We start from the raw sequence: 26,290 nt of genomic DNA, 5'->3' as shown, positions 1-26,290 counted from the left end.
TTTGTTACTCGACGAAATAAAAACTCATCAAAAACAGAAACCCCAGCGCCAACCCCAGGAAGATGAGGAGGTTTTTTTGCGCAGGGGTCATCACGTTAACCCCAAAACCGTAGCGCAGGTTTTCCTGAAAGCCGGAAGGCTTGCCCTTGGCGCCCACCGCTTGGAACAGGCGCTTATCGGCTCGGCACACTGGACATCTCCAGGTAGGGGGCAGCTCCTCAAAGGGCACGCCTGCCGGGATGCGATTGAGCTGATCCCCCTGGGTTGGCTCGTAGACATAGCCACAAGCGCGGCATTCGTACCGCTGCAGGCTCTGGGGATCGCCAAGCTGAGCCTCGGTTTCATCCTCCGGCAGCTCGATTAGCTTGGGTGCCTTGGTGGCTTTGGACGGGTCGACAAGAGGCGAGGGGGCGCTATTCATGGATTGATTGAGGAAGGGCCTGCGTTGTTCGATCCTATTATGAGAGGATCTGTTACAAAAATCTACTTGCTTTCTCCGCAATGCTTTTGTACACGTCTAGCCCGCTTGGGAGCTGGCGTTGCCCCCCAACCGGTCAGGGGATCCTAGCCGGGGATCCCGTGCTACGTTTCGTGTTATGCCAGTGGTTGTTCCCCCATGACTCCGTCCCCTCGTCAACTTACTCTCAATCACCTGCTCATCGTCAAGGATCGCCAAGGGCCTAAAGCTTACTGGCTAACAGCTGAGCTCTATTCCCTGGGGCGGGATCCAAGCAACAGCATTCGCATCGACTCCCAGTACGTCTCCCGCCACCACGCCCTTTTGGTGAAGACTGAATCTCCCACCTCTCCCGACGGGTTTACCTACCAGATCATCGACGGAGACATCCACGGCAACCCCAGCACTAACGGCCTCTACGTTCGGGGGGAGCGGGTAGAGTTTCGAGAACTCGAAGATGGAGACGAAATCCAGTTGGGCAGCGACGCCACCGCCACCTATTTGCGGCAGGCTTGCGATCTGGACAGGATTCTCTCCACCTTTGAAAATACCCAGATCGTCGGCCTGTGAGATGGAACGCCTGGCAGGGCAGCAACCTCCCAATTGGTAAGTAGGGGGGCGCAAGAACCTCTTGCCCGGCGTCGTTCTGGGGTACGTTAGCATCGTGGTATCCGTCGGCTTGAGGCTGCTGGCTCTCAGGGTTTATGCCGCCCATCACCAAGATCCTGATTGCCAACCGGGGCGAGATTGCTCTGCGCATTATCCGCACCTGTCAGGAAATGGGGATCCGCACAGTGGCTGTCTACTCCACTGCGGATCAGAACTCGCTCCATGTCCAACTGGCGGATGAGGCAGTCTGTGTCGGGGAAGCCCCTGTGGCCAAAAGTTACCTCAACATCCCCAACATCATCTCGGCAGCCCTTACCCGCGGGGCCAATGCCATTCACCCGGGCTACGGCTTCTTGGCGGAGAATGCCAAGTTTGCCGAGATGTGTGCCGACCACAACCTAATTTTCATTGGCCCTTCCCCAGAGGCCATGCGCAAGATGGGTGACAAGGCTACCGCGCGGGAGACCATGCAAGCGGTGGGGGTGCCGACTGTCCCCGGCAGCCGCGGGTTGATCACCTCTGAAGAGGAGGCGCTGCGGCTAGCTGAGAAAATCGGCTACCCCGTGATCCTCAAAGCCACGGCCGGCGGTGGGGGGCGGGGTATGCGGGTGGCCCGAGATCCCCAAGAATTGCGGAAGATGATGCGCACCGCCCAGGGGGAGGCGCAGGCTGCCTTTGGCAATGGGGGCATCTATTTGGAGAAATACCTCGAGCGCCCCCGCCACGTGGAGTTTCAGATTTTGGCTGACAGCCATGGCAATGTGGTGCACCTCTACGAACGGGATTGTTCTATCCAGCGGCGGCACCAAAAGCTGTTGGAGGAGGCCCCCAGCCCTGCTCTAACCCCGAGCTTGCGCGCCCGCATGGGGGCTGCGGCAGTGAAAGCAGCCAAGGCGGTGAACTACGTGGGGGCGGGCACAGTGGAGTTTTTGCTGGACAAAAACGGCCAGTTCTACTTCATCGAGATGAACACCCGCATCCAGGTAGAGCACCCCGTAACCGAGATGGTGACGGGGCTGGATCTCATTGCCGAGCAAATTCGCATTGCCCAAGGTCAGCCCCTCACCTTTCGCCAGAAGGATGTGCAACTGCGAGGCCATGCCATTGAGTGCCGCATCAATGCCGAGGATCCCAAGCAACAGTTTCGCCCTTGCACGGGCACCATCACTGCCTACTTGCCCCCCGGTGGGCCAGGGGTGCGCATGGACTCCCACATCTACACCGACTACACCATTCCCCCTTACTACGACTCGCTATTGGGCAAGTTGATTGTCTGGGGGCCCAACCGAGCAGCGGCCATCCGCCGCATGCAGCGGGCTTTGGGAGAGTGCGCCATCACGGGCGTGCCCACCACGATCCCTTTTCACCAGCAGATCCTGCGCCACGAGGCTTTTTTGCGGGGTGAGGTGCATACGGATTTCATTGCCCAACACCTGCTGGGCGGCCAGTCTGAACGATAGACTGGTGCAGACAGCTAAACCCTAGCCACCACCACCCGCTGCGGCTGATCCTGGTACTTGCCTTGACGGTCGGCATAGGTAATTTGACAGGGATCCCCCTCAAAAAACAGCAGCTGTACCACCCCTTCGTTGGCATACACCCGGCAGTCAGCGCTGGAGGCGTTGGAAAACTCTAGCGTCAGGTAGCCGCGCCACCCCGCTTCCGCTGGAGTCAGGTTGGCAATTAGCCCCACCCGGGCGTAGGAAGACTTGCCGATGCAGAGGACAGTGATGTTGTCGGGCACCTGCAGCCGCTCGAGGGACACCCCCAGCCCGTAGGAATGGGCAGGGATGATGAAGTAGTCCCCCATCTCGTCGTGGTGGAGCTCCACCGGCTCGAGGTTCTTGGGGTTAAACCGCTTGGGATCTACCACAGTACCAGGCACATGGCGGAAGATCTTAAACTCCACGGGGGAAAGACGAATGTCGTAGCCATAGGAGGAAAGCCCATAGCTCAAAACAGGGCGCATTTGTCCATTCCACTCCACGGCCCGCACCAATTCGGGGCAAAACGGCTCAATCATCCCCCGCTGCGCTTGCTCACGGATCCAGCGGTCGCTCTTTAGCATGGCTAGAGGATGGCAAGACCAGAAGGTACTAGGGACTACTGACTTGCGAGGGATCCCGGCGCCTGCCCAGAGCCCGCGAGGACTCCTGCCGGGGGCGTAGCTGGGTGATGAGATCAGCGCGTTCCAAAAGGGAAGCCGGCATTTCGGGCCCGGTGATGATCATATCCATCCAGACCGGCCGCTGATCGACCAAATCCAGCACCTGTTCTTCCGGGATCAAGCCCAGCTTGATGGCCAAGCTCAGCTCATCCAGCACCACCAAGCCATACCGGCCACTCCTAACGGCCTCCTGGGTAAATTGCCACAACTCGTCTAGAGCTACGCGCTCCTCTGGCTCCAGATGCGGCGTATCAATGCAGCGGTGTAGACGGCAGCGAACCCACTCCAGGGAACTGCCCAGCAAAACCCGGTTCTCCGGCCCTTGCTTAATCCCGCCTTTGAGGAATTGCACAATCAACACCCGCGTTCCCTGACCAGCCAAGCGCAGGGCCTGGACCATCACAGGAGTGAACATGCCCCGGCCGGGCTGGGTGTAGAGCTGCAGCGATCCCTGGGGGATGAGGTGGGCGGGAAAGTCTCCATACCCTTGGAGAAAGGAGTCGCCCGCGGTAGAGCTGGCTTGGGCGGCAGGCTGTTTGACGGGGGCAACAGAAACAGCGTCCTTGGGGGAAGGCATACGGCTAAGGGAGGCAGTGCGAACCACCGTTTTATCTTGGGAGTGGGCTAAAGGACAAGACCCTACAGCGGCGGAACTACAAGTTAGAAGTGCCATCCATAACCCGCACCAAAGCTCCGCTACCCCTTGCCGAGGTAGCAACGGCCGCTAGGCTGCAGAGCCTAGAAGTGGACCAAGTGTCGGCTACAGATTCCATGAAACACCCCCTACAGCTCTCCTTGGACGTTCTCCCCAGCTCTAGAGGATAGAGATTTTTTCACGGCTTGTAGCGGCTAGGTTTCTACTCGCTGGGGGGCTACACAGCGCCAGATATACCACGAGCCTGTGGGGGACGCCATGCCCTAATCCCCCTCGCGGCAGCGGCGCAGAGTGCTTGCCATGAATGCCGGGGCTTGCGCTGCCTTTTTTTCTGGTCGGGAGCCGGGACTAGCAGCAGCCTCTTTCCCAAGCTCGGCCAGATAAGAGGGGGATCCTGCCGTCCTGGGTATAAAGGGAGCGGAGCAGGTGACAGGGTATGGCGGACTCCCTTTCCTAAGAGCTGGCTGGGCAACTGCAGGACAATGGCCGCAACCCAGGTGCTTCCATTCTGGTCTGTGGCTACAACGATTTAGCGGAGTCGACGCTCGAGATTCTGGAAGAGTTTGGACAGCGGGCAGTGGTGGTGGCTCCCTGCCTGCCGCCTTCTCGGAAAGGGGAATGGCAATACCTAGAGGGGGATCCCCAGCAGGCGGAGGTGTTGCGCCGGGCTGGGATTGAGCGGATCAAGGTGGCGCTGCTTTTGGAGGACAATGACCAAGCCAACTTCGAGCTGGCCCTCTTGATTCGAGATCTCAACCCGCAGGCGCGCATTGTCTCTCGTCTGTTTAACACTGGCCTTGCCCGCTACCTGGACTCGATTTTGCCGCAGCATTTTTCCCTGTCGGTTGCGGGCTTGGCGGCTCCGGCCTTTGCCCTCAAGGCTGTCTCGGACGAATTTGTCGGCTACTTCGAGCTGCCTCAGCTGGAGGCGCAGCCGGCCACGCTGCCGCCGGAGCTGGCGGATCCGCTTTATTTTGGCGCCCCCCAAGAGACCACCCTCTGGAACGTGGTGGAGCTGACCATTGGCTACAACTCCCGTCTGCTGCACATGCCCCTCTCGGAACTGGAGGAGACCTTTCGGGCGCGGGTGCTGTTTCACTACCCGGTGGACGGGCTGTCCAACTTTTCCGAGTCTCGGATTTTTGATGACTTCGACCACGAAGCAAAGCTGCTGGAGGGGGATCGCATTTTGGTTATCTGTGACCCCCGGGCCTACCTGCAACTGTTGGAGCGCAACGGAAGGCGCGGCTCTTCGCGGGCGCAACGCTGGGCCAGTGGACAGGTGCAAGACAAACGACAACGACGGCGCGGCAAGTCGTTCGGCCGGCTCCTATCTTGGCTGCGCAGAAGCCTGCAAGGACTGCTGCAGGTCAAGCCCATCGTGCGCACCCTCGCCTTCACCTTGGGGGCCATGCTGGTGCTGGGGGTGATCAATTTCAGGGCGATCGGCAAGCCGGTCTTCGACGCTCTGTTGCTAACCATCGTGGTGTTGACGGGGGGGTATGGCGACATCGAGGCTTTTCAGCAGGCGGAGACTCCCCTAGGAGTGAAGGTAGTGGCGGTGGTCATGACCTTGGTGGGGGCTGCTCTGGTGGGGTTGCTCTATGGGTTGGTGACCGACAAGTTGGTAAGCAGCCGCTTCGGCTTGGGCCGAGCTGCCCATATGCCCAAAGGGGATCATGGGGTGATTGCGGGGTTGGGACGGCTGAGCTACTTGGTGCTGCAGTTGTTGCGGCAGATGGGCTATGAGGTGGTGGCGGTGGAGCCCGACGCCGACAATCCCCTGCTGGGGGCGGCAGAACGGGAGGGGGCGGTGGTGATCCGGGGCAACTACGCTCTAGCAAGCACCCTGCAACAGGCCCGCATCCAAAGCAGCCGCTGCCTGATCTGCACGACTCCTGACGATCTCACCAACCTCGAGACTGCCCTAACTGCCCACAGCCTACACCCCGGCATCCGCACCATTTTACGGGTTACCGATGCCGAGGTGGCGGCGCGAATGCAGCGGCATCTGCAGGCCCTGGGGATCAGCTACAGCCCCACCGCCCTGGGGGCGCGCGCTTTTGCTACTGCAGCGCTGGCGGGAGCCGTTTACGGCACCTTGACTTGGGAGGGGGAAACGCTGCTGGTGACGCTGCTGGAGGTCTCGGCCCATGACCCTTACCTGGGGCTATCCTTGCGACAACTGGCCCAGGATTACGACCTGGCGATCCTGCTGCATCACTCCCGACCGGACCGGCCCTGTGTTTTTCCCAAGATCTGGCAGAAAGAGGGGGAGACTGTGTTGAAACGGGGGGATCGCTTGTACGTGATGGGGACGGTGGGATCCCTGATTCGCCTGGCCCAGGGGTGGCCCCTGCCGCCGGAGCTCTATCAAGTGCGGCTCCTGGAATATCGCAACCCCTACTTTGAAGACGAGATCCTCTCCACCTTGGCGTTTTATGCGCGGCTGCCCAAAACGGCCCTGAAGCCACTGTTGCGCTGTCTGCCGGCAGTAGTGAGTCCCCCTCTCCCCCGCGACAAGGCCATTAAGTTGGCCCGCCAGCTTCGCAAAATGAGCACCGAGGTGCAGGTCTTTGCCCACGTGCAGGCCAGCGAGCGGATCCCAAGGTGTCGAGGCCGGCTGCATGGCTGAGCCTCAAGGTCAGAGGCATAGAAAAAGTATCGGCTAGCGGTCGGAGGAAGCGGTGGGGAAGTTGGCGATGCCCGTTTCCAGGTCGTCAAAACAGGTCAAGACCTTTTCCATTGAGGTCAGGCGGAGGACAAGGGCGACGCTTTCGGGAACGCCACAGAGGCCGAGATTGCCACCGGCAGCCCGGCACTTGCGCAAGGCTGAGATCAGCACCCCCAGGCCGGAGCTATCCATAAAAGTAACCGCTGACATGTCGATCAACAGGTTGGTGTAGCCAAAATCCAAAACCTGCTGCAGCAACTGCCGGGCTTCGGAAGCGGCCTTGGCATCAAAACGACCCTCCAGGGGCACAATGGCTAGCTTTTGCCCTTGCGGAGTTTCAGCGGTACGGATGCGCAGCTTAAAATTCATCGTTTCCCGTCAAAACCTCATGCCCCACCTTAGCACCCTCGGTTGCAGAAAATCCCGCGAAAACTCCGCTATACAGCTTGCGCTGGAAACTTCTTTTGCAGCCAAAAGGGAAGACGGGAGCTAGCTAGATCTGGCTTCCCCAGTCATCCACCTCTCCAATGGGACTTTATTCAGACTTTGGCCGGATCGAGGGCGTAAGTCGAATCGAACGCGGGAAGGGACCTGGGCAAGCGAGGGCGGTGCATAGCCAGCAACTGGGCCAAGCGCTTGCGCAGCTCGGTCCGCGGCACAATTGCGTCGATAAGCCCGTGAGCCAGCAGGTATTCGGCAGTCTGGAAACCCTCTGGAAGCTTGCCCTTGCCGATGGTTTGCTCGATAACATTGGGCCCGGCAAACCCCACCTGGGCACCAGGCTCAGCTAGGATCAAATCCCCCAACATGGCAAAGCTGGCTGTTACTCCCCCGTAGGTGGGATGGGTAAGTACCGAAATAAACAACTGCCCGGCTTCGCGGTGCCTCTGCAGGGCGGCTGCTGTCTTGGCCATCTGCATGAGGCTGAGGATCCCTTCCTGCATGCGGGCTCCCCCCGAGGCCGAGAAAATGATCAGGGGCAGGTGATCGCAGGTGGCCCGTTCGGTAAGGCGGGTGATCTTCTCGCCGACTACCGAGCCCATGCTGCCGCCCATGAAGCGGAAATCCATGACCCCAATGGCCACCCTCCTGCCTTCCAAAGTGCCCAGCCCGGTCAGGACGGCATCCTTGAGCTGGGTGCGCTCTTGGTAAGAGGCCAAACGCTCGCTGTAAGGCTTTTGGTCAAAAAAGTGGAGCGGATCGGTAGGCGCCAGGTGGTCGTCGAGGGGCTGCCAGGAGCCGGGATCCAAAAGCTGTTGCAGCCGCTCTGGGGCGGTAATGCGATAGTGGTGGCCGCAGCTCGGGCAAACCTGCCAGTTCTGCTGCAGATCCTTGGTGTAGGTGAGGGCGTCGCAAGCTGGACACTTCTGCCAGAGGCCGTCGGCAATCTCCCGCACTTGCCGCTCTTTGTCAAAGGGGCTACTGCCAGTTAAGTTAAGGGAAGTCTGCTTGCGCCGCTCGGCAAACCAATCCAGTAGAGACATGGTTCCTCCCATGGCTGAGGATAGCAAGCGCTGAGATCCTCAGGCCCTGCTGGTAAGCCTTGAAATTTATCTTAACGTCTTCAAGCCCTCAGGCAATCGCCAAACTGGATAGAGACCATGACTCCAGAGACCCAGTGGCAGGTACTGACCACAGGGGATGGTTCCCTGACTTTTTTCTCTCAGGAGTTCGGGCAGGCTTTCCACAACGTCAGCGGCGCTGCCCAGGAGGCGCTGGAGAAGTTCGTCCGCCCTTGCCGGCTGGATCGGCTGCCCCTGGAGCGGGACCCCAAGGAGCCCATCTGCCTTTTGGATATCTGCTTTGGCCTTGGCTACAACTCCGGCCTCGCCTTGGAGACAATTTGGCAGGTGCGGCCCGACTGCCGCGTGGAAGTCATTGGCCTAGAGCGATCCCCAGAGGTGCCCCGCCAGGCCTGGCAGGTGGGGGTGGGATCCACTTGGAGCTTTAGCCAGGAGTGGCAACACTTTATCGAGAAGGGATCCTGGCAATCACCCCGCTGGCGCGGAACTCTGCTGTGGGGAGATGCCCGCCAAACCCTATTCCAGGTGCCGCGGGGATGGGCGGACGCGGTGTTTTTGGATCCCTTTTCTCCTGCCGTTTGCCCGGAGTTGTGGACGGTGGACTTCTTGCGGGCGGTGGCTGAGCGAATGCGCCCCAGCGGCATCTTGGCCACCTATTCCTGTGCAGCGGCAGTGCGGGCAGCTCTCCTGGAGGCGGGGCTGTTTATCGGCTCTACGCCCCCGCTGGGCCGCCCCTGGCCGGGCACGGTGGCCTCACCTCAGCCAGACTACCTACCGCCTCTCTCGCCTATGGAGTGGGAGCACCTGAAAACCCGCGCCGCTGTGCCCTACCGGGATCCCACCTTGAGGGGAGACAGAGCCCAAATCCGGCTGCAGCGCCAGCGAGAACAGCAAACTTCACCCCTTGAGCCCACTTCTGCCTGGAAACGCCGCTGGCTTGGCCAAACCTAATTCAGGAGGAAAGAGGCGGGAGTCTACTGCCTCGCTTCCTAATCTTGTCTTGATGAAGTAAAGTTACGATGAAGAGAGCGATTTCCTGAGGTAGCCGTGGCTTCCTCCCCCGCTGGCGGTACATTGGTTGGTCTTTGGGCCAATCAGCACCGGGTCATCCTGCAGGCCTTTCTGAACCTGTCCCGAGCTTCTCAGGTGGATCTGGAGCAGCAGCGCCTCTTTGTCCAAAAGTTGCGGCAGCGCCTCTCCCGCCACATTCAATTGGAGCGCCACGCCCTCTACCCCCTGCTTAGGGCGGCTCTAGGGGCGGATCCTGACCGCCTCAGCCAGCTCGATGGGTTGGAGCAGCAGATGCGGGATCAGATCCCGGAGTTGACTTGCTTTTTGCACCAGGCGGAGCGTGACCCGCAGCGGTTGGATCTGGGGGCAGCCCTGCATCTGTACCAGCAATTGCGGGCTCAGTTTATGCAGGAGGAGAAAGTTGTACAGCCGCTCTTTGCCCAACATGTTTCTCTCGAGGCGGAAGAGCAGCAACTGCGCCTGTTCCGCAAACGGCTGCAGGCTAGCACTACCTTCCAAAGTTCCGCCAACAGCCGTCGCACCAAAATGGAGGAGTGGGAGCGACAAGCGGTAACCCGCCCTGTCTTGTCCCCTGAACGCTGCTAGCCCTCCCAAGACGCAGCGCTGGCCGCTACTCTCTAGCCGACGGGGGTTGCGTCAGTCCTCTCTTGCAGTTGTTGCCAGCCGGGGAGGATTTCTGACCCAGGCAGATTCCTAGGGCCTAAACCCATGTCAGCCTGGAATCCAAAGCTGGCCCGAAGGCAGTGCCATGGAGTTTATCCCGGTGAAGACTGAGGCGAAAACGTTAAAGCAAGATTAATCCCAAGGTGTTTGTAGCAAACAATGCTTTTAAAAAAGGATCGATAAAATAGAGGCAATGTCCCACCTGGAGCCCCCACCATGGATTACTCTCCTTCTCTGGCCCAGCGCTATATGAAACTATGCGAGGCCTACCTTTCCCTTAACGAAGCTTTCGACAAACTGGATCAATCCCACAGCCGCCTGCAGGAGAGCTTCAGGAAACTTCTTGGCACGGCCCAGAAGGCTTTGGTTAAACTGCCCATCTTACAACAGCACATCGAACAGTTACAGCAGTGTGTCGAACAGAGGGATCGCTTGATTCGTTCCCTGCAAGGAGACCTGCAGGAGAAAGAAGCTCGGCTGGGCGAGCTGATTGCCAGACATGACCAAGTCTGTCACGAGCTGGAGTCCACCAAAGCAGATCTGGTGAGCGCTCAGGCGTTGACTGAGAAACTGAAGGCGGAGAATGCCCAACTTCTGGAACAAGTGAGTGGCCTCACCAACTTGGAGGGTGAACTAGCAAGCTTGACAGAACGGCTGAACCACCTAGAGGCAGCCCGCCAAGGGTTGGAGGCCCGCAACCGTGAGCTAGAAGCAGCCCTGGGAGAGCGGGATCGGCAAATTGATAGCCTGCAGGAGCGGCTGGCTCAATTGGAGCAAGAGAATGCCTTGCTGAAGGCGCAGCTGTCTCAGGTGGCTGACCTGCTTACCGAGGACTCGGTAAACCTCCTGCAAGAAACAGAGAAGGCCGTTGAGGCCGATAGGGAGGTGCTGCCGCTGGTGCTGGCCTCGCTGCAAGAGAATGAGCGCCTTGTGCCAGAGGCCGAGCAACTCCTCTCCTCTTGCTCAGAGCTGGCCCAGATGGAGCCGCAGGCGGCTTGATTCAGAGTTAGCCTTCTAGCCAGGGTTGACAACTGCACACTAGGTGGCGATCCCCGTAGGCGTTGTCGATGCGGCTGACACTGGGCCAAAACTTTCGGCTTTTCACCCACGGAAGGGGGTAGGCAGCCAGGGAGCGGGGGTAGGGGCGATCCCAGTAGTCAGCGGCCACCACCTCGGCGGTGTGGGGGGCAAGTTTAAGGGGATTGCGCACGGGATCCATCTCGCCCCGCTCAATGGCAGCAATCTCTTGGCGAATGGCAATCATCGCCTCGCAGAAGCGATCCAGTTCCTCCAGGGATTCGCTCTCGGTGGGCTCCACCATCATTGTCCCCGGCACCGGCCAAGAGATGGTGGGGGCATGGAAGCCGTAGTCCATCAGCCGCTTGGCTACATCTTCTACCTCAATGCCGGCGCTTTTCTTGAGGGGGCGCAAGTCCAAGATGCACTCGTGGGCCACCCACCCCCCCGGCCCTTTGTAGAGCACTGGGTAGTAGGGATCCAGCCGCCTGGCAATGTAATTGGCGTTGAGGATGGCCACCTGGGTGGCCAGGGTGAGGCCAGCGGATCCCATGAGGCGGATGTAGGCCCAGGCAATGGGCAGGATGCTGGCACTGCCCCAAGGGGCGGCGCTGACCGGGCCGTTGCAGCCGCGCAAAAAGGGATGGCCAGGCAAATAGGGCAGTAGATGATGGGCAACCGCAATGGGCCCCACCCCTGGCCCGCCCCCGCCGTGGGGGATGCAGAAGGTCTTGTGCAGGTTAAGGTGGCAGACATCGGCTCCCAGCTCCGCAGGACGGCAGAGGCCCACCTGGGCATTGAGGTTGGCCCCATCCATGTACACCTGACCCCCCGCCTCGTGGATCATCTGGCAAATCTCGCGGATCCCCTCCTCAAACACCCCATGGGTGGAAGGGTAGGTGATCATCAAAGCTGCCAGGCGTTCCCGATGCTGCTCCACCTTGGCCCGCAGGTCTTCGAGGTCGATGTTGCCGGCCCTGTCGCAGGCCACGCTCACTACCTGCATCCCCGCCATGACGGCGCTAGCGGGGTTGGTGCCATGGGCGGAAGTAGGGATCAGGCACACCTGGCGCTGGCTTTCCCCGCGGGCTTGGTGATAGCGGCGAATGGCCAGCAAGCCGGCATATTCCCCCTGGGAGCCGGCGTTGGGCTGCAGGGAGACACCGGCAAAGCCCGTGATCTCCGCCAGCATCCGCTCCAGCTGGGCAAAGAGGGTTTGATAGCCCCGCGCCTGCTCCAGGGGCACAAAGGGGTGGAGCTGGGCAAACTCCGGCCAGGTTATGGGCAGCATCTCTGCTGCGGCATTGAGCTTCATGGTGCAGGAGCCGAGGGGGATCATCGCGTGGACGAGGGAGAGATCCCGGCTCTGCAGACGGTGGATATAGCGCTGCAGCTCTGTTTCCGAGTGGTAGCGGTTGAACACCGGATGGGTGAGGTAGGGAGTGGAGCGCAAGAGCTGAGGCGGCAGGCTTTGGTTGGGATCCAAACCCAGGCCCTCGGGATCCCAGCCTGGCTCTTCAGAACCGGCAAAGATCTGCCAGAGATCGCGCAGGTCCTGATCGGTGGTGGCCTCGTCCAAGCTGATCCCCAGGGTGACGTCGTTAATCCGCCGCAGGTTAATGCGCTTCTGGGCGGCCCGCTCCTGGAGCTGCTGCACCTGCTCTGGGGAGGCTGCCCTTACCCAGAAGGTGTCAAAGAAATACTCTGGCCCCACCTTGTAGCCCAACTGGCGGATTGCGGCGGCTAGCTGATGGGCCTGGCGGTGGATGCGTTCGGCAATTTGCCGCAGGCCGCGCGGGCCGTGGTAGACGGCATACATGGAGGCTACCACGGCCAAGAGCACCTGGGCGGTGCAGATGTTGCTGGTGGCCTTGTCGCGACGGATGTGCTGCTCTCGGGTTTGCAAGGCCAAGCGTAGGGCCGGCCTTCCCTGGGCATCTTGGGAGATCCCCACCAGGCGCCCCGGCAGCAGCCGTTTGTGGGCCTCACGGGTGGCAAAGTAAGCCGCATGGGGGCCGCCGTAGCCCAGGGGCACCCCGAAGCGCTGGGTGGTTCCCACCACAACGTCCGCCCCCCATTCTCCTGGCGGTTGCAAGAGAGTTAGGCTGAGCAAGTCGGCGGCTACCGTTACCACCATCTCTCTTTGGTGGGCCCGCTCCACCAGGTCGCGGTAATCCCGGATCTCCCCGTAGGTGTTGGGATACTGTAAGAGCACGCCAAAGCCATGCTCAAGCTCAAACTGCAAAGGATCCGCCACGCGCACCTGGATCCCCAAGGGCTCTGCCCGTGTCTGCACTACGGCAATGGTCTGGGGATGGCAGCCACAGTCCACCCAAAAAACTGGAGATCGCTTGCCCGCCAAGGTGTAGGCCAGGCTCATGGCTTCGGCAGCCGCAGTCGCCTCGTCCAGTAGAGAGGCGTTGGCGATCTCCATTCCTGTTAGATCCACAACCATCGTCTGGAAGTTGAGCAGGGCTTCTAGCCGCCCCTGGGCGATCTCCGCCTGGTAGGGAGTGTAGGGCGTGTACCAGGCAGGGTTTTCCAGGATGTTGCGCTGAATTACCGGCGGCGTCAGGCAGTTGGAATAGCCCATGCCCAAAAAAGAGCGCCACACCTGGTTCTGGGCCGCCATTGCCCTCAGCTCCGCCAACACCTCCTGCTCGCTGCAGGGGGATCCCAACTGCAAGGGCCGGCTGCTGCGAAGGGTTGCTGGCACTGCCTTTTCCACCAGCTCGCGGAGGGAGCTCAGCCCCAGGGCCTGCAGCATCTGGCGGATCTGCCCGGCATCCGGCCCGAGGTGCCGCCAGACGAAGAGTTCCCGCTGCTCTAGCAGCTCTAGCTCAGGATCGGGGGCAAGGGGAGGTTGAAGAGCGTGCTGCCCAGAGGAGCCAAGGGGATGGGGGTGGAGCTGTGTGGAGTTGGACATAGGACAAGCCAAGGGCAAGAGGAAGTCAGCCAGCTGCAAGCGGGCTGTTTCCTGATCATAGTTGTTAAAAATTATTTCCGCCGGTATACAAATCCGAGTTTGAGGCTCGATGCAAGGTAGCGAGGATGAGACACTAAAATCTATCCCGTGAGCGTTGGTATGGCTGCTTTCAACCCTGTCTGGAGAGGTGGTGCTATGCGCCGGCTGCTGTCGACTTGGTTGCCCTTCCTCTTGCTGCTTTGCCTGGGCTTGGCCTCCTTGGGGATCCCTGCCGTGGCGGCGGAGCTGCCGCCGGTAAGACACCTTGACACTCCCATTGACGTCAACAACACCATCCTGCGCAACTACCGCCAGTTGCCTGGCTTCTACCCTACTCTGGCTCGCATCCTGGTGAAAAACGCTCCCTATAAGAGCCTAGAGGACATGCTGAAGATCCCGGAGCTGACAGAGCAGCAAAAGGCGCTGATTAGGGCCAATGCGGAGAACTTTGTGTTTGGAGAGTACCGCGAAGGGGCTAGCCAGCTGGAAAACCGCATCAACCAAGGCTACTACGGCTGATAGTGGGTAGAGCAGTTTCCCGAGTCCCTTGCCCGCTGGCTGCTGGGATCCCCAGGGCTCTCCAGCAAACTCTTTTGTTCCCAAGAGAGAGGATTCCGTCTGGGGCAAAGGCGCGATGAAACGGCCACAGGTTTTGATCTGTGGCTACTACGGCTACGGCAATGCCGGCGACGAGGCCTTGTTGTTGGCTCTGCTGCAGCAGCTCCGGCAGTTGCCCAACCCTGTACAGCCGGTGGTGCTTTCTCCCTCCCCTGCAGCAACCGCTGCCACCTATGGGGTGCTGGCCTGTCCACGCTTTGATGCCTGGGCTTTGCAGCGCTGTTTGGCCCAGGCTCAGGCTTTCATCTGGGGCGGGGGTAGCCTGCTGCAGGATCGCACCAGTTGGCGCAGCCCCCTCTACTACCTGGGACTGATGCTCTGGGCCCAGCGGCGGGGGCTGAAAACCTTGGCTTGGGCGCAGGGGATCGGCCCCTTGGAGCGGCGCTGGATCCGCAAGCTGGCCCGCCACTCTCTAGCAAGCTGTACAGCCATCAGCGTGCGTGACGGAGTGGCCTCCCGCTACCTCCAGGAGTGGGGGATCCCCCACCAAGTAGCCCCGGATCCGGTTTGGGGCCTGCCTGCCAAAACTTTGCCCGAATGGGAGACGTGGCCTCAGCCCCGCATTGCTGTGGTCCTGCGGCAGCATCCCCAGCTTACTCCAGCGCGACTGGAAACTTTGGCGGAAGCCTTGCGACGCCTCCAGGCTGCCACGGGGGCCTATCTTCTTTTCGTGCCCTTTCAGCTAGCTCCTCCCGGATCCCTTGACCTAGGGCCAGACTACCACTTGGCCCAGCAGCTTTACCATCGCCTGCCCCACCACAGCCAGGTGGTGGAAATCCGGGATCCCTATCTCTTAAAGGGGGTCTTTCGGGGGGTGAGATTGGCCATTGTTATGCGCTACCACGGCTTGGTGATGGCGGCAGCCGAGGGCTGTGCCTGCTTTGGCCTCAGCTACGATCCCAAAGTGAAAACGCTGCTTGAGGAATTGGGCATGCCCGGCTGGGATCTAGAGGAGATCCCGGAAGATCCCAAGGCGCTGCACCAGGCTTGGCTAGCCTGCTATGCCGACGGGCCAGCCCTCAGCCCTGACCAGGTGGCCGTTTGGGTAGAGCGATCGGCCCAGCACGCCCAGTTGCTAAGGCAGCACTTGTCTTGAAAAAAGGGGGAATCCCAAGCTCCGCCCTCGAGGGTTGGGGAGAGCATAGCCGTTCTCGTCGGGATTCGCTCTACGCTGGGAATAGGGTGCCCGAGCAAGTCTCTTCCCATGAGTGCCGAGATTCAGCCCTGCACGCGCCAACAGATCTTGATGGGGATGGGTCTCACCAGCCTGCTCCTGGCGCTCATCGCTGGCCTCTGGATCTGGCTAGGATCCCTATCGGTACCCTTTCGCTGGGATCCCCTGGCTTTGGCCTGGGGGGCAGCCCTGGGTCTGGGGGTGGCGCTGCTTAGCGGCGGGGCTTACTGGCTTTGGCCAGCCTATCGCCGGGCGGCCTCTAGCTACTTGCACCTCGTGGCGGATCCCTTGCAGTGGCGGGATATCTTCTGGGTGGGGGTGCTGCCGGGCTGGAGCGAGGAATGGCTATTTCGCGGCGTGCTGATGGCAGCCCTAGCGGCCAGCCCCTTGGGGTGGACGGGTGGAATCCTCTTGAGCGGCTTCTTGTTTGGGGTTTTGCATTGGCTAGAGTGGCAGGGTTGGCCCTATGCCCTCTGGGCCAGCGCCGTGGGCATTCTGCTGGGGATGGGGGTGTGGCTGTCGGGAAACTTGTTGGTAACCATCGTCGCCCACACCCTGGTCAACTGGATTGGGGTTTGCCTCTGGAAATGTTCTGCCCTGCCAGCCGAATCCTGAAGTGCCCGACGTCGCCGCTGCCGGCACGCCACCCGTCCCCCCTCTCCTAGAGGGTCTGAGGGTGAGGGGAATGGTCTGGAGGCCAAGTCGAGCGATGGGCAAGCCTTTGAGTTTCGGGTTCTTCCCGTGGCTGCGGCTGGGGCGATCCCTGCTGCTTGTTGGCTTAGTGGTGTACGGCTACCTGCTCTGGCTGGGCTGGTTTCAGTCAGAGCGGCTGATCTTTCTGCCCCGCCCCGCCAGCTACCAGGATGGGGATGCCATTCTCAAGCTCACCACCTCTGATGGCCTGCAGATTTCGGCGGTGTACCTGCCCAATCCCCAGGCCACCTATACCCTTCTCTACAGCCACGGCAACGCTGAGGACTTGGGAGATATCTTGCCTCGCCTAGTGGGCCTGCAGCAGGGAGGATTTGCCGTCCTAGCCTACGACTACCGGGGCTACGGCACCAGCGAAGGGATCCCTTCCGAGGCCGGCGCCTATAGGGACATTGAGGCAGCCTACGCCTATCTCATTGCCCAAGGGATCCCGCCGGAGCGAATTTTGGTCTACGGGCGCTCGGTGGGAGGCGGGCCCTCGGTTTACTTGGCAACCCAAAAGCCGGTGGGGGGCCTGATCCTGGAATCGACCTTTGTAAGCGCCTTTCGCGTCTTGACCCGCATCCCGCTGCTGCCCTTTGATCGCTTCGACAACCTCAGCCGCATTGCCCACATCAACTGTCCGCTGCTGATCTTGCACGGCACCCAGGATCGCCTGATCCCCTTCTGGCATGCCGAAGCTCTTTACCAAGCAGCACGGGATCCCAAGCGCTTAGTGGCCATTAAGGGAGCAGATCACAACAACCTGCTGCAGGTGGCCGGAGAGCGCTACCTGCCCCTTTTGCACCAATTTGTGGCCGAGCTGGTGGAGCCTAGCCGCTTCTCGGGGAAGTAGGGAATACTCAGCCGGCCTTTTGATTCAGAAGTTCTTGCAAGAGCTGCCGCGCCGGCTCCAGAAAGCGCACCACGTCGGGGTGATAGCTCCAGATGGGGTCGTTTTCAGGGAAAACCTCCAGCGAGAACATGCCCTGCACAGCTTTCAGGTAAGGCAACAAGACGGCATAGCTAGGCGGGGTCAGACGAGATTGCAGAGACTTGTCCAGCAGCTCCAACATCTGCCGCACCAGCTCCCAGCCCACCTTCAGAGGGGGATAAAGCATTACGCAAAGGGGAAACAGCTCCTGCTGCACAGAGGCGAGGCTGCCTTCTAGAGCACAGAGGCCCAGGTACACCTGAAACATCTCCACATCACGGATGCTGGAAGCCCGCACTCCAAGATCTGTCAGGGGGCCACTCTCGCAGCAGTAGCCGCTGAAACGTTCTGCCACCTCGGCACAGATGAACTCAGCTACGCTGGTAACAATGGGTAACAGTTCCTGAATGGCCACTAGAGAAACAGAAGGACTGTCCCCCGCCTGGTCGGCAGCAGCCTTGACCATCTTCTGCAGCGGCATGTACAGGTGGTCGTCCATCACCTTCAAGTAGGGGTAGAAGAGGCTGCGCTCCTCAGGCAACAGGGCCTGCAGCAGCATTTGTCCGGTGTAGTGGAACTGCATGCTCAAGAAGCCGAGCACTCGCGGATCCCGCTCGCTGTAACGAGCCCGCAGTTGACCGCAGAGGGGCGCGATCTTCACCGAAAAGCGGGAGGGAGGGATGCCCTCCTCGCAGCTCTGGGCTGCCTGCTCAAAGAGACTTTGAGAGTCCTCCGCAATTTTCCAGGGATCGATTAAGTCCGGATCCAGTCCCTGCCGTGGTATTTCGGAAGCCAAGAGCTTTTCCGTTTTCGCCCAGGCCTGGGAGCTGGCAAAGCGCAGGGATCCCTTCACCTTGTCGGCTAGTTGCAGGCCTAGCGGCCCACCCCCAGCCACCTGCGCCCTCAGCTTGTCTACATATTTTTGGGCCCACAGAGTGGCCAAGCTATAGATTGTGCCTGTCTCCGCGTTTTCCATTAGTTCTCCTACTGGGGGGAACTAGGTTATCCAGCATACTCCTGGAATGCCACTGCTTTACTTGTTTAGAATGCTACCCCTTCTCGTTGCAGCCCGCGAAGAACTTAAAAGAACTTAAGGGGACGTCAAGATCCGCGCGTTCTGTTTGAAACGCAACCTAGCAGCAAAGAGCCCTTCCTGCTGCCGGCAAGGTGACGACGATCTTAAAATTACCTAAATCCGCTCGGAAAAGTGGGGTTTGTGTGGCAAGATCAAAAGAAATGGGATTGAAGGGTTTCGGATCCCTGTCTTACCGCACTGCATCTTAGGGAGGATAGAGCGTATGTCTCTCCGACTTGGGGACACTGCCCCTAACTTTACGCAAAAGTCCACCCATGGCGACATCGACTTCTATTCTTGGGCTGGGGATAGCTGGGTGGTGTTGTTCTCGCACCCTGCCGACTACACGCCGGTCTGCACCACCGAACTGGGCAGGGTTGCCAAGCTAATGCCCGAATTTGAGAAGCGGGGCGTGAAAGTGCTGGGCCTCAGTGTGGACGACGTGGACTCCCACGTTGGCTGGGTGAAAGACATTGAGGAAACCCAGAATGCCCAGGTGACCTATCCCATTTTGGCGGATGCCGACCGCAAGGTCTCCCAGCTCTACGGCATGCTGGATCAGACCAACCTTAACCAAGAGGGGCTGCCCCTAACCGTCCGGTCGGTATTTATCATCGATCCCAACAAGAAGATACGCCTAATCATCACCTACCCAGCCAGCACAGGCCGCAATTTTGATGAGATCTTGCGGGTCATTGATGCTCTGCAGTTGTCGGATAAGTACAACGTCGTTACGCCTGCTGACTGGAAAGATGGCGACGACGTCATCATCCCGCCTTCCCTGCAAGATCCAGAGGTGCTGAAAGAAAAGTTCCCGAAGGGCTACAAGGAGCTCAAACCCTACTTGCGGGTCACCCCTCAGCCCAATAAGTAAGTCCAACCCACTTGGCAGGAAGGGATCCCTTCTTTGCTGGAGGCTGTGATCTCTTCCCCAGCTAGGATCCCCGGCCAGGGGATCCTTTTAGTGTGGGCAGCGCTGCCCCAGCCTAAATTCCAACCCCAGCAAGTACCACCATCACCACCACCGCCGCGAAGATGATCAAGGCATAGAACTGGGCCTTACCATTCTCCAGGTATTTCATCACCTCGCCGCCGACCATCGCCACCAGTCCCGTCAGGTTGACCACCCCGTCCACAATGCGGCTGTCCACTTCCAGCGCCTCCCGTGCCACAAAGCGGGTGCCCCGCACAAAGACGCGCTCGTAGAGGTCGTCGAGGTACCACTTGTTGAGGGAGAAGTAGTACAGCGGCTGCAGGCTGCGGGGGAAAGTGCTGGGATCAAGGCGCTTCTGCCAGTAGATGAGACCGGCCAGGGCGATGCCGATTAGCCCAACGCCCACCGAGCTGCCCGCCATGATGGCAAACTCCGTCCAGTTGAAGTGACCGCCGAGCACCCCCTGCCACTCGGCTGCCACCTGGGCCCAGGGGGAGCTGACCTCTGTTGCCGACTCGCTGGGCGGATGGATGAACGCCTCGAAGAAGTTGGCAAAGGGAGTACCCACCAAGCCAATCAGCACCGAGGGAACAGCCAGCGCCACCAGCGGAATCGTCATCGACAGAGGAGACTCATGCGGCTTGGTGGCGTGATCGTGCCTATCGTGTCCGTCTTCCACAGCTTCAGGGTGGCTGCTGGGCTGGGGCTTTTCGTGGATGTTCATGGCTCCAGGCCCAAAGGCTGCCTCCTTCCCGGCAAACGCATAGGCAAAAGCTGGCACCGGTCGACCTTGGCTGACGGCTACCTCCTGCCGCAGTCTCAGGTTGGTGCCGCGGAACTCCCCTTCAAAGGTGAGGAAGTAGATGCGGAACATGTAGAAGGCAGTGATCCCTGCCGTGAGGAAGCCCACCCCCCAGAGGGCCGGGTTGTGCTCAAAAACTGAAGCCAAGATCTCATCCTTAGACCAAAAGCCGGCAAAGGGCGGGATCCCACAGATGGCCAGCGTGCCAATTAAGAACGTAATGGCCGTAACCGGCATGTATTTGCGCAGGCCCCCCATCAAACGCATGTCCTGGGCCAAAACCGGGTCGTGGCCCACCACTGCCTCCATGCCGTGGATGACCGAGCCAGAGCACAGAAAGAGCAGCGCCTTGAAGTAGGCGTGGGTCACTAGGTGAAACAAGCTAGCCCCATAGGCACCGGATCCCATGGCCATGACCATGTAGCCCAGTTGGGAAATGGTGGAGTAGGCCAGGCCCTTTTTGATGTCGTTTTGGGTGATGGCAATGCTGGCCCCCAAGAAAGCCGTGCCTGCCCCCGTCCAGGCAATGAGATCCATGGCCAGCGGGATCCCTTCCAGCACTGGGAACATGCGCGCCAACAGGAATACCCCTGCTGCCACCATCGTGGCCGCGTGGATGAGGGCGGAAATGGGCGTGGGACCTTCCATGGCATCCGGCAGCCACACGTGCAGCGGAAACTGAGCCGACTTGGCCACCGGCCCCAAGAACACCAACACGGCAAAGAGGGCCACTAGGCTGCTGCTTACCGCTCCACTGGCCACCCTCTGTTCTAGATTGTGGGCCAGCTCCTCAAACCCAAAAGTGCCGGAGACCCAGTAAAAGCCCAAAATGCCTAGCAGCAGTCCAAAGTCCCCCACCCGGTTGACGACAAATGCCTTCTGGGCTGCCTCCGCTGCCGTCTGCCGGTCGTACCAAAACCCAATCAGCAGGTAGGAGCACATCCCCACCAGCTCCCAGAAAATGTAGATCTGCACCAGGTTGGGGCTAAGAACCAGACCCAGCATCGAGGAAGCAAATAGGCTCAGGTAGGCGTAGAAACGCACATAGCCGGGATCCTGAGCCATGTAGCCGTCGGAGTAGATCTGCACCAAGAAGGCCACCGTGGTCACCACCACCAGCATCATGGCGCTCAGGTGATCCACCACAAAGCCCATGTCGAGGGAGAAGGAGCCCGCCTGAGCCCAGCTAATGGTCTTGAGGACAGTCTCATGGCCTTGGAGTTGGCTGGCCAAGAGGGCAAAGGCGTGGACCATTGCCGTCCCCGTCGCAAATACACTCAAAAAGGCAGCCAGAGCCCGGTTGGCCCTTGTCCAGGCGTTGAACACCAAAATGCCCAAGCCAAGTAGAAAAGCTGCCACCAAGGGATAGACAGGGATCAACCAGGCGTATGCGTAGATAAATTCCATAGCCAACGGTGCTGAATGCGTCCTCTTGCCGGAGTAAACCCTCCCTGCTGGCCGGTGAGCATCTGCCTACGGGATAGAGGCTGGCAGTTGCTCTGGGGCTTCTGACATTGTAAATCTTTGCAACACAATCAACGCCTCTCCTGCAACAAGATGCCCTTGCAGGCGCTACAACTAGAGCCAAAGGCGGTCAGTGGTCTGGAGAAAAGCCCATGAGCCTAAACCTGGTGACCCTAGTGGGCCGGGCGGGTATGGATCCGGAAGTGCGCTACTTCGAGTCGGGCAAGGTGATGTGTACCTTTAGCCTGGCGGTAAACCGCTTCCGCAAAGGTGAAGACAAGCCCGATTGGTTTAACCTGGAGCTGTGGGGGCGCACCGCTGAAGTGGCCGGAGAGTATGTGCGTAAAGGCAGCCTCGTCGGGGTGACGGGCAGTCTTAAGTTTGAGCGCTGGAAAGATAGATCCACAGGTGAGGAGCGCCAGCGGCCCGTTATTGCCGTGGAGCGGCTGGAGCTGCTGGGATCCCGTCAGGATTGTGAGCCTGACCTACCAGTAGAGGAGCCGTTCTAAGTCCTCTCCAACCGACGCTTGCACTCCCGCACCACCTCAGCCAAATCCTGGCTACACCAGGGGTAGCTTAAGGAAGGCCGCTGGATCACCAAGAGGGGGATCTCCAGGGTTTTGGCCACGGCCTGCTTAATGAGAAGACCGCCGGCTTCTCCAGAGTTCTTACTGATAACCACTTGGGGCTCTAGCTTCCGCCAAAGCTGCAGTTCCTCCTCAAAGCTAAGGGGCAAACGCCTGCCAATCACCCGCTCAGCAGCAATCCCAGCCTGCACTGCCTGGGAAACTGACTCCGGCAGCACCCGCGCGTACAACTGGCAGCGATTCTGCCAGGGGACAAACAAGGGCAACGGCTTCACTCCCACCGTCAAGAGCACCCGCCGTCCCGCCAGCACGCTCTCGGCTAGGACTGCCTGCCAGTCCGGCACTACCTGCACCCAGGGCTCTAGATTTTCCGAAGGGCGTTCGTAGCGCAGGTAGGGGATCCCCACTTGGGCTGTTACCTGAATGGCCAGTTGCGAGATCTGCTGGGCAAAGGGATGAGAGGCATCCACCAGCACGCCAATCCGGTACTCTCGCAGGAATTGTTCCAAAGATGCAGCCGAGAAGCGGGTGACCATCACCTGACCCGGCAAACCCTGGTAGAGCCGGCTGCCCCTTTCCGTGGTAACCGTGGCTATCCAGGGGATCCCTTCTTGGCTAAGGGCCAGGGCTAGGCAGCGGCTTTCACGGGTGCCGCCAAGGAGAGCTACCGCCCTTGATTTCCCGATTAAGCTCATGCCGTGTTGCCAAAGTTTTCTGCCCGTAGATACGATCGAGATCCAAAGGCTGGAGGCAGTTGACCATGATTGAGATGGAGGTGGCTGGGATTGCGGTTGATGCCGTTAACCAGAGCCCCATTGTCATCCTGCGCGATACCCATGGGCGTCGTGCTCTGCCTATCTGGGTAGGAAAAGCAGAAGCCAATGCCATTTTGCAAGCGTTGGATGATCAGAAGCCGCTCCGTCCCATGACCCACGATCTTATCCTCAACTCCTGGAAGGCCTGGGGAATCAAGCTGGAGCGGGTCATTATCCACGCCTTGCTGGACAACACTTTTTATGCGGTGCTGGTTACCGTTAGCGGTGACAAAAAGCAGGAGATCGACTGCCGTCCCAGCGATGGTATTGCCCTGGCTCTGCGAGCCCACGCCCCCATCTGGACGGTAGAGGAGGTCATTGCCGAAGCCTCGATCCCCATGAATCAGGATGCCGATGAAGCGGAGCGGGAGGCCTTCCGCAAGTTTGTGGAAAACGTAACGCCCAGAGACTTTATTCGCAACCGACCCCTCCCAGACTACCCGACGGATTCCCCCACAGAGGCAGACAGCTAAGTCACTGTCTTTCTTCCTCCGTCTGCTGGAGTTGAGCTGGGTAGGGCAGGCGGTGGGCTGCCTGGAAAGCCTTTCTAAGGGTAGCCGCTAGGGGGACGTTTCCGCCTACAATCAAGCTAGAGCAGCCCTTTTGAGCAAGCTATGCCAACTCTGGAGCGGCCCAACCCCCAGCAGCCCTACCCAGAACCGGTCTACCCCCGTCGCCCCACCCGCACGGTGGCAGTTGGCGAGGTGTTGATCGGCAGCCAGCACCCAGTGGTGGTGCAGTCGATGATCAACGAAGACGTGCTCAATATCGACGCGGCGGTGGCTGCAATTCGCCGGCTGCACGAAGCGGGCTCGGAAATCGTGCGGGTTGCCGTTCCTAGCCTGGCCCACGCCAAGGCCATGGAGGTCATTCGGGAGAGGCTGATTCAAACCTACAAGCCAGTGCCGCTGGTGGCTGACGTCCACCACAACGGTCTCAAGGTGGCCCTGGAAGTGGCCAAGTACGTTGACAAAGTGCGCATCAATCCTGGCTTGTTCGTTGTGGAGAAGCCGCAGCCGGGGCGCACGGAGTACACAAAAGCTGAACTAGAGGCCATCCGCAGCGAGATCCGCGAGGCTTTTGTCCCCCTTGTACAAGCCCTCAAGGCCCAGAACAAAGCCCTGCGCATTGGCGTCAACCACGGATCCCTTGCGGAGCGGATGCTCTTTCTCTACGGTGACACGCCTGAGGGGATGGTGGAATCGGCCCTGGAGTATGCCGAGATCTGCGCTGAGCAAGACTTCCACAATGTGGTTCTCTCGTTCAAGGCTTCCCGTCCCCAGGTGATGTTGGCCGCCTACCGCTTGGCAGCTCGCCGCTTCGACGCCCTAGGGCTAAACTATCCCTTCCATCTGGGTGTAACCGAGGCTGGGGATGGAGAGTACGGCCGCATCAAGTCAGCGGTAGGGATCGGGACGCTCTTGGCCGAAGGGATTGGCGACACCATCCGCGTCTCTCTCACGGAAGCGCCGGAAAAAGAGATCCCGGTGGCCTACGGTATTTTGCAGGCTCTCAACCTGCGCAAGACCATGGTGGAATACGTGGCCTGTCCTTCCTGTGGGCGTACCCTCTTCAACCTGGAGGAAGTGCTGCAGAAGGTGCGGGCGGCAACCCAGCATCTGGTGGGCCTCGACATTGCCGTCATGGGCTGCATTGTCAACGGGCCTGGGGAAATGGCCGACGCCGACTACGGCTATGTGGGCAGGACGCCAGGAGTAATTTCCCTCTACCGCGGCAAAGAAGAAGTGAAAAGAGTACCGGAATCGGAGGCTGTCCAGGCTTTGCTCGAGCTCATCAAAGCCGATGGTCGCTGGGTGGATCCGCCTGGAAGTCCCAACAATTAGCCAGCTCCCCTTCCTGTTAGCCTAGGAAGTACCTCGAGTAGCCGCCCTACTATGACCAGCACTCTTCGTCCCACTTTTAATACCACCCGCTCCAGAGAGATCTTCGCCCGCGCCCAGCAGTTGATGCCCGGCGGGGTTAGCTCACCGGTGCGCGCCTTCAAGTCCGTGGGCGGGGATCCCGTCGTGTTTGACCGAGTCTCAGGGGCCTACGCCTGGGATGTGGACGGCAACCAGTACATCGACTACATCGGCAGTTGGGGGCCAGCCATTGTGGGCCACGCTCATCCTGAAGTCATTGAGGCATTGCGGCAGGCTCTGGAGAAAGGCACCAGCTTTGGCGCTCCTTCTGTTCTGGAAAACGAGCTGGCGGAGCGGGTGATCGAAGCGGTGCCCAGCGTGGAGATGGTGCGCTTTGTGAACTCCGGCACCGAAGCCTGTATGGCAGCGCTGCGCCTGATGCGAGCCTACACGGGCCGGGAAAAGGTGATCAAGTTCGAGGGCTGCTACCACGGCCATGCGGACATGTTCTTGGTCAAGGCTGGCTCGGGAGTGGCTACTCTGGGCCTACCGGACTCGCCAGGGGTGCCCAAGGCGGCTACTAGTGCTACGCTGACGGCTCCCTACAACGACCTAGAGGCGGTCAAGGCGCTGTTCGAGCAGTATCCTGATTCGATTGCCGGCGTGATCCTCGAGCCGGTGGTGGGCAATGCTGGCTTTATTCCACCGCAGCCAGGCTTTTTGGAAGGCTTGCGCGAGCTCACCCGAAAGTATGGCGCTCTGCTGGTGTTTGACGAGGTGATGACCGGCTTTCGCATCAGCTACGGTGGCGCCCAGGGCAAGTTTGGCGTCATCCCTGACCTGACCACCCTGGGTAAGGTCATTGGCGGTGGCCTGCCGGTAGGCGCCTATGGCGGTCGGCGGGAAATCATGGAGATGGTAGCGCCTGCGGGGCCAATGTACCAGGCGGGTACGCTGTCCGGCAACCCTCTAGCCATGACTGCCGGCATCAAGACGCTCGAGATTTTGCGCCGCCCAGGCACCTATGAGTATCTGGAGCGCATTACTGAGAAGCTGCTGACAGGGCTGCTGGAGATTGCCCGGGAGACTGGGCACGAAATGTGCGGAGGTTATCTGCCGGGCATGTTCGGCTTCTTTTTCACTGCCGGCCCAGTGCGCAACTACGAGGAAGCCAGGCAGTCAGACTTGCAAAAGTTTGCCCGTTTTCACCGCGGCATGCTGGAGCGGGGGGTGTATCTGGCGCCCTCGCAGTTTGAGGCGGGCTTTACTTCCCTGGCCCACACGGAGGCGGATGTGGAAAGAACCCTGGAGGCAGCGCGAGAGGTGCTGCGGGCCCTTTAGTTCCAGGAGGTGCAGCCTGTAGGCCACCTCGGCTTCCGCATCCGCTCTGAGCAGCGTTGGATTGGGGAGACCAGAGCCAGGTTCTTCCCTGGAGGCGGCTTAACGCTCTTCCCAGCCTTGGAGGGTAGGAGTCCTTCCTCTTGGCAAGCTACAGGGAGTGCATAGGGGTGCCCTAGGCAGAGGCCACTGCCCCTGGGAGGCACCGTTGCTCCAGCCCTCGTTCTTCAAATAC

General features: G+C 60.0%; 24 protein-coding genes. 15 read left to right on the top strand and 9 right to left on the bottom strand.

Going from position 1 to position 26,290, the window contains the following annotated elements; all coding sequences use genetic code 11:
- Nucleotides 1–4: 4 nt before the first annotated feature.
- Nucleotides 5–421 (bottom strand): rubredoxin, encoded by a 417-nt coding sequence (locus NW808_RS08765; protein ID WP_414420940.1) that lies wholly within the window; start codon nt 419–421, stop codon nt 5–7.
- Nucleotides 422–616: 195 nt separating this feature from the next.
- On the opposite strand from NW808_RS08765, the gene NW808_RS08760 reads away from it, so the two are divergent.
- The gene (locus NW808_RS08760) at nt 617–1,027 is read left to right on the top strand and encodes an FHA domain-containing protein (protein ID WP_414395235.1); all 411 of its coding nucleotides are present in this window, start codon (nt 617–619) and stop codon (nt 1,025–1,027) included.
- A 134-nt stretch (nt 1,028–1,161) separates the two neighbouring features.
- Nucleotides 1,162–2,526, top strand: coding sequence for an acetyl-CoA carboxylase biotin carboxylase subunit (accC, locus tag NW808_RS08755; RefSeq protein ID WP_414420939.1), 1,365 nt, complete (start codon nt 1,162–1,164; stop codon nt 2,524–2,526).
- Nucleotides 2,527–2,540: 14 nt separating this feature from the next.
- Here the strand turns inward: accC and dcd are convergent, their stop codons facing one another.
- Nucleotides 2,541–3,134: a dCTP deaminase gene (dcd, locus tag NW808_RS08750; protein WP_414395239.1), complete on the bottom strand. Its 594-nt coding sequence runs from the start codon at nt 3,132–3,134 to the stop codon at nt 2,541–2,543.
- Between the two features lie 28 nt (nt 3,135–3,162).
- Complete coding sequence (locus tag NW808_RS08745) at nt 3,163–3,810, bottom strand: cob(I)yrinic acid a,c-diamide adenosyltransferase (protein WP_414420938.1); 648 nt, start codon at nt 3,808–3,810, stop codon at nt 3,163–3,165.
- Nucleotides 3,811–4,348: 538 nt separating this feature from the next.
- Here NW808_RS08745 and NW808_RS08740 point away from each other — a divergent pair.
- Nucleotides 4,349–6,523 (top strand): NAD-binding protein, encoded by a 2,175-nt coding sequence (locus tag NW808_RS08740; RefSeq protein ID WP_414420964.1) that lies wholly within the window; start codon nt 4,349–4,351, stop codon nt 6,521–6,523.
- A gap of 33 nt (nt 6,524–6,556) precedes the next feature.
- Here the strand turns inward: NW808_RS08740 and NW808_RS08735 are convergent, their stop codons facing one another.
- Both NW808_RS08735 and accD read right to left on the bottom strand, forming a co-directional pair.
- Nucleotides 6,557–6,931, bottom strand: coding sequence for an STAS domain-containing protein (locus tag NW808_RS08735; protein ID WP_414410125.1), 375 nt, complete (start codon nt 6,929–6,931; stop codon nt 6,557–6,559).
- Between the two features lie 170 nt (nt 6,932–7,101).
- Nucleotides 7,102–8,046, bottom strand: coding sequence for an acetyl-CoA carboxylase, carboxyltransferase subunit beta (accD, locus tag NW808_RS08730; protein ID WP_414420937.1), 945 nt, complete (start codon nt 8,044–8,046; stop codon nt 7,102–7,104).
- Between the two features lie 117 nt (nt 8,047–8,163).
- On the opposite strand from accD, the gene NW808_RS08725 reads away from it, so the two are divergent.
- From NW808_RS08725 to NW808_RS08715, 3 genes are all read left to right on the top strand, one after another.
- Nucleotides 8,164–9,036, top strand: coding sequence for a tRNA (5-methylaminomethyl-2-thiouridine)(34)-methyltransferase MnmD (locus tag NW808_RS08725; RefSeq protein WP_414405773.1), 873 nt, complete (start codon nt 8,164–8,166; stop codon nt 9,034–9,036).
- 96 nt (nt 9,037–9,132) lie between these two features.
- Complete coding sequence (locus NW808_RS08720; protein ID WP_414420936.1) at nt 9,133–9,702, top strand: hemerythrin domain-containing protein; 570 nt, start codon at nt 9,133–9,135, stop codon at nt 9,700–9,702.
- A 294-nt stretch (nt 9,703–9,996) separates the two neighbouring features.
- The gene (locus NW808_RS08715) at nt 9,997–10,779 is read left to right on the top strand and encodes a hypothetical protein (protein ID WP_414395257.1); all 783 of its coding nucleotides are present in this window, start codon (nt 9,997–9,999) and stop codon (nt 10,777–10,779) included.
- A 7-nt stretch (nt 10,780–10,786) separates the two neighbouring features.
- Here the strand turns inward: NW808_RS08715 and gcvP are convergent, their stop codons facing one another.
- Nucleotides 10,787–13,723: an aminomethyl-transferring glycine dehydrogenase gene (gcvP, locus tag NW808_RS08710; protein WP_414420935.1), complete on the bottom strand. Its 2,937-nt coding sequence runs from the start codon at nt 13,721–13,723 to the stop codon at nt 10,787–10,789.
- A gap of 195 nt (nt 13,724–13,918) precedes the next feature.
- Between gcvP and psbU the strand changes: the two genes are divergently transcribed.
- From psbU to NW808_RS08690, 4 genes are all read left to right on the top strand, one after another.
- The gene (gene psbU / locus NW808_RS08705) at nt 13,919–14,281 is read left to right on the top strand and encodes a photosystem II complex extrinsic protein PsbU (RefSeq protein ID WP_414395262.1); all 363 of its coding nucleotides are present in this window, start codon (nt 13,919–13,921) and stop codon (nt 14,279–14,281) included.
- Nucleotides 14,282–14,396: 115 nt separating this feature from the next.
- Complete coding sequence (gene csaB, locus NW808_RS08700; RefSeq protein ID WP_414420934.1) at nt 14,397–15,476, top strand: polysaccharide pyruvyl transferase CsaB; 1,080 nt, start codon at nt 14,397–14,399, stop codon at nt 15,474–15,476.
- A 108-nt stretch (nt 15,477–15,584) separates the two neighbouring features.
- Nucleotides 15,585–16,169, top strand: a complete 585-nt coding sequence (locus NW808_RS08695; RefSeq protein WP_414410120.1) for a type II CAAX prenyl endopeptidase Rce1 family protein — start codon at nt 15,585–15,587, stop codon at nt 16,167–16,169.
- A 94-nt stretch (nt 16,170–16,263) separates the two neighbouring features.
- On the top strand, nt 16,264–17,100 hold the full coding sequence (locus NW808_RS08690) for an alpha/beta hydrolase (protein ID WP_414420933.1): 837 nt from the start codon (nt 16,264–16,266) through the stop codon (nt 17,098–17,100).
- 7 nt (nt 17,101–17,107) lie between these two features.
- On the opposite strand, the gene NW808_RS08685 is transcribed toward NW808_RS08690, so the two are convergent.
- On the bottom strand, nt 17,108–18,154 hold the full coding sequence (locus tag NW808_RS08685; RefSeq protein ID WP_414420932.1) for a hypothetical protein: 1,047 nt from the start codon (nt 18,152–18,154) through the stop codon (nt 17,108–17,110).
- Nucleotides 18,155–18,476: 322 nt separating this feature from the next.
- Between NW808_RS08685 and NW808_RS08680 the strand changes: the two genes are divergently transcribed.
- Nucleotides 18,477–19,127, top strand: a complete 651-nt coding sequence (locus tag NW808_RS08680; protein WP_414395276.1) for a peroxiredoxin — start codon at nt 18,477–18,479, stop codon at nt 19,125–19,127.
- 112 nt (nt 19,128–19,239) lie between these two features.
- On the opposite strand, the gene NW808_RS08675 is transcribed toward NW808_RS08680, so the two are convergent.
- Nucleotides 19,240–21,396: an NAD(P)H-quinone oxidoreductase subunit 5 gene (locus NW808_RS08675; RefSeq protein WP_414420931.1), complete on the bottom strand. Its 2,157-nt coding sequence runs from the start codon at nt 21,394–21,396 to the stop codon at nt 19,240–19,242.
- 209 nt (nt 21,397–21,605) lie between these two features.
- Between NW808_RS08675 and NW808_RS08670 the strand changes: the two genes are divergently transcribed.
- Nucleotides 21,606–21,962, top strand: coding sequence for a single-stranded DNA-binding protein (locus NW808_RS08670; protein WP_414420930.1), 357 nt, complete (start codon nt 21,606–21,608; stop codon nt 21,960–21,962).
- Here NW808_RS08670 and NW808_RS08665 read toward each other — a convergent pair.
- Nucleotides 21,959–22,735, bottom strand: coding sequence for a cobalt-precorrin-6A reductase (locus NW808_RS08665; RefSeq protein WP_414420929.1), 777 nt, complete (start codon nt 22,733–22,735; stop codon nt 21,959–21,961). The two genes, NW808_RS08670 and NW808_RS08665, sit on opposite strands and share 4 nt — an antisense overlap.
- Nucleotides 22,736–22,800: 65 nt before the next feature.
- On the opposite strand from NW808_RS08665, the gene NW808_RS08660 reads away from it, so the two are divergent.
- The 3 genes from NW808_RS08660 to hemL all read left to right on the top strand — a co-directional run bounded on the left by NW808_RS08660 (nt 22,801) and on the right by hemL (nt 26,058).
- On the top strand, nt 22,801–23,328 hold the full coding sequence (locus NW808_RS08660) for a bifunctional nuclease family protein (RefSeq protein WP_414395286.1): 528 nt from the start codon (nt 22,801–22,803) through the stop codon (nt 23,326–23,328).
- A gap of 141 nt (nt 23,329–23,469) precedes the next feature.
- The gene (gene ispG, locus NW808_RS08655) at nt 23,470–24,699 is read left to right on the top strand and encodes a (E)-4-hydroxy-3-methylbut-2-enyl-diphosphate synthase (protein WP_414420928.1); all 1,230 of its coding nucleotides are present in this window, start codon (nt 23,470–23,472) and stop codon (nt 24,697–24,699) included.
- A 51-nt stretch (nt 24,700–24,750) separates the two neighbouring features.
- Nucleotides 24,751–26,058, top strand: a complete 1,308-nt coding sequence (hemL, locus tag NW808_RS08650) for a glutamate-1-semialdehyde 2,1-aminomutase (protein WP_414420927.1) — start codon at nt 24,751–24,753, stop codon at nt 26,056–26,058.
- Nucleotides 26,059–26,290: the final 232 nt, after the last annotated feature.

Source organism: Synechococcus sp. W70.1 (assembly GCF_047461515.1).
Lineage (GTDB): Bacteria > Cyanobacteriota > Cyanobacteriia > Thermostichales > Thermostichaceae > Thermostichus.
The sequence above is the reverse complement of the archived record's forward strand: the minus strand, read 5'-3'. Positions and strand labels throughout refer to the sequence as shown.